At 74.5% G+C, this 2,634-nt stretch carries 4 protein-coding genes; 1 reads left to right on the forward strand and 3 read right to left on the reverse strand.

Annotation, left to right across the window (positions count from 1 at the left end; translation table 11 throughout):
- Nucleotides 1–254 (forward strand): alkyl sulfatase C-terminal domain-containing protein (locus tag NBZ83_RS31450; protein WP_261576437.1); only part of this gene is annotated, 254 nt, incomplete at its 5' end.
- A gap of 6 nt (nucleotides 255–260) precedes the next feature.
- Here the strand turns inward: NBZ83_RS31450 and NBZ83_RS31455 are convergent.
- The 3 genes from NBZ83_RS31455 to NBZ83_RS31465 form a co-directional block, all read right to left on the reverse strand.
- A complete protein-coding gene (locus tag NBZ83_RS31455; RefSeq protein WP_261576438.1) occupies nucleotides 261–1,454 on the reverse strand; it encodes an HAD-IIA family hydrolase in 1,194 nt (397 codons plus the stop codon).
- 97 nt (nucleotides 1,455–1,551) lie between these two features.
- Nucleotides 1,552–1,995 carry a tetratricopeptide repeat protein gene (locus NBZ83_RS31460; protein ID WP_261571250.1) on the reverse strand — a complete coding sequence of 148 codons (444 nt, stop codon included), beginning with the start codon at nucleotides 1,993–1,995 and terminating at the stop codon, nucleotides 1,552–1,554.
- A gap of 333 nt (nucleotides 1,996–2,328) precedes the next feature.
- Nucleotides 2,329–2,631: a zinc ribbon domain-containing protein gene (locus tag NBZ83_RS31465; RefSeq protein WP_308203846.1), complete on the reverse strand. Its 303-nt coding sequence runs from the start codon at nucleotides 2,629–2,631 to the stop codon at nucleotides 2,329–2,331.
- Between the last annotated feature and the right edge of the window lie 3 nt (nucleotides 2,632–2,634).

Consider the following 2,634-nt stretch of genomic DNA (forward strand, 5'->3'; position numbering starts at 1 on the left):
GAGCCCCCGACCGTACAATCCTCTGCCGGATCCCGGATCTCGAGACCACCTTCTCCGGCGAGCTGCGCGACGGCTGCCTACGCGACGTCGGCGAGGGCCACCGCGACGACGCCCAGATCACCCTGACGGTGAACAGCGACGATCTGGTCGCGGTGACCGAGGGCCGGCTGTCGGTACTGTCCGCCTGGACGAGCGGCCGGCTGAAGGTCGATGCGAGCGTGCGCGACCTGCTGCGGGTCCGCTCCCTGCTCTGACGAGGGTCAGGGCGCGCCGGCGGGCGCGACCAGGTCCGCGCAGCCCTCGGGCCGGTCGGCCGCGATCGTGTGGACGGCGCCGCCCGCGTCGGTGGCGGACCAGACCGCCGCACAGGCAGCCCGCAGCGCGTCGAGTCCGTCCCCCGCGTCCGCGTCCTCCCCGGTGCCCCTCCCGGTGCCGGTTCCCTCGCCGGTCGCGGTGCCCTCGCCGGTGCCGCGGCCGTTGCCTGCGCGGTCCGCCGACCAGCTCAGCTCGCCACCGTCGACGCGGGCGATCCACCCGCCACAGCCGGCGGCGTGCGCCCCGGCGTCGGGGCGCGCCCGCACCGGCGGCGCCGGATGCAGCAGGCCCCTCAGGTCGGCGGCCAGATAGGTCGGGCGGTGCTCGGGCGGCGCGGCGAGCAGCTCCGACGGCGTCGTGACCCCGGTGAAGACGAGCAGGGTTGGCGTCGACGAGCGGTATCCGGCTTCGATGTCAGTGTCGAGCCGGTCGCCGACGATCACCGGATTCCGGGCGCCGCTGCGGCGCATCGACTCCTGGTGCATCGCCGCCTCCGGCTTGCCGGTGACCAGGGGCTCCTGATCGGTGGCGGCACGTAGCAGGGCGGCCACCGCGCCGTTGCCGGGGGCGATGCCGCGTTCGGTCGGCACCGTCCGGTCGGCGTTGCTCGCGACCCACCAGGCACCGGCCCGGATCGCGTAGGTCGCCTCGGCCAGGCGCGCGTAGGTGAGGTCGGGGTCGAATCCCTGGACGACGGCCACCGGGGCGTCCTCGGCGGAGTCGACCGGGGTCAGCCCCTCCTCGGTGAGCGCCTGGCGCAGCCCCCGCCCGCCGAGCAGGAGCACCCGGGCGCCGGCGGGCAGTCGTCCGGCGAGCACATGCGCCGCGGCCTGCGCGGAGGTGACGACGTCCGCAGCCCGCGCCGGCACCCCGAACCCGGTCAGCCGGTCGGCAACCTCCCCCGGTGGGCGCAGGGCGTTGTTGGTGACGTAGACGGTGCGCATGCCGCACCGGCCGGCGGCGGCGATCGACTCCGGGGCGTGGGGCACCGCGGCCCCGCCGCGGTTCACCACGCCGTCGAGGTCCATCAGGGCGACGTCGAACAGGTCGGCGAGCGGCCGGTCCGTGCCGCACAGCGGGCCGGACCGGGCCGCGTCGCGAGGTTCGGCCACCAGGTCGGCGGTGAGATCTGAAGGCACGGCGGGCTCTCCCGGAGTCGCGCTGGTCGCGGGCCTGCCGGCCGCGGGGGACGGCGGCGCCGGAACGTCCCCGGCAGCCGTTCGAATCATGCCCGGATCACGCCCGGGCCAGGGCCGCGCGGGCGTTGCGCAGCGCGACCCCGTAATGGCCGATGTCCGGGCGCATCGCCGCCGCCAGGGCGAGGTGCTCGACCGCCGCACGGAGATCGCCGATCTTGCGAGCGGACAGGCCGAGGCCGAACTGTGCGTAGTCGTCAGTGGGGTGACGGGCGACGATCCAGGCAAAGGTCTCCCGGGCGGCGACGTACTGGCCGGCGGTGAACTGGGCCCGGCCCAGCGCCTCGCGGACGCTCGGTGAACCCGGCTCGGCCGCGACCGCGTGCGCCAGCAACTGCACCGCGGCATTGGCGTCCCCATGGCCCAGCAGGGCCATCCCGCGGGTGTACCAGTCGTAGACCTCGCCCGCCGGCCCCTGACGGACGCCGTCCGTCGGGGCGCCCTCGTCCGGAGTCTCTCCCGGGCGGCCGGTCTGGTCGACCATATTCACCTCCACGACGTGGACGAACACCTGACGCTGCGCCGCCGGCATGCGCAAACTCCCGGTTCCAGTGTCGCCGCAGAGGCCACCGGGACGCCCCCGGATCGGACAACGATCACTTCCGGTGGTCGGCGACCTCGCCGGCATTACCGGACGCACCTCACGCTGAGATCGCCGCGCACCGCCACCGGCGGTGCGCGGCGACGCCCACCTACGGGCCACCGCGACCACCGCCACCCGGCGAGCGAACCCCCGGGTGGGCCGGGGAGCACCGACCGGGTCCTACGATGCGGCTCTTGACATCCTCCCCCGCCTGACGGCGGAGGATTCCAACATCTACCCATCCACCGGGAGAGGAGGTGCGCGGTGTTGAGGTTCGCGGTTCACAGGCCGGCTGGTGGCGTCGCCTCCCCGCGCAGTCACCCACGTGGTTTCCCACCGATGCCCCAGGGCGATGCTGCGTGCCGCGTTCACGTCGGCGTGCGCCTGACACCCGCAGGCCCGGCAGCGGAAGACGGCGTGGTTCTCACGCGCCTCCCCATCCCGAATCCCGCAGGTGTTACAGGTCTGCGACGTCCACGCAGGGTTGATCTTCTCGCCCCGGCCGGGGGCTTTCTGTTCCAACCGGGCGACAAGCAACCC

The sequence above is a fragment of the Frankia gtarii genome (assembly GCF_025403375.1).
In the GTDB taxonomy this organism is placed as follows: domain Bacteria; phylum Actinomycetota; class Actinomycetes; order Frankiales; family Frankiaceae; genus Frankia; species Frankia gtarii.

What these genes read in the sequence shown, in the direction of transcription:
- NBZ83_RS31460 (WP_261571250.1), bottom strand. Translation starts at nt 1,995, where the DNA reads ATGGTCGACCAGACCGGCCGCCCGGGAGAGACTCCGGACGAGGGCGCC.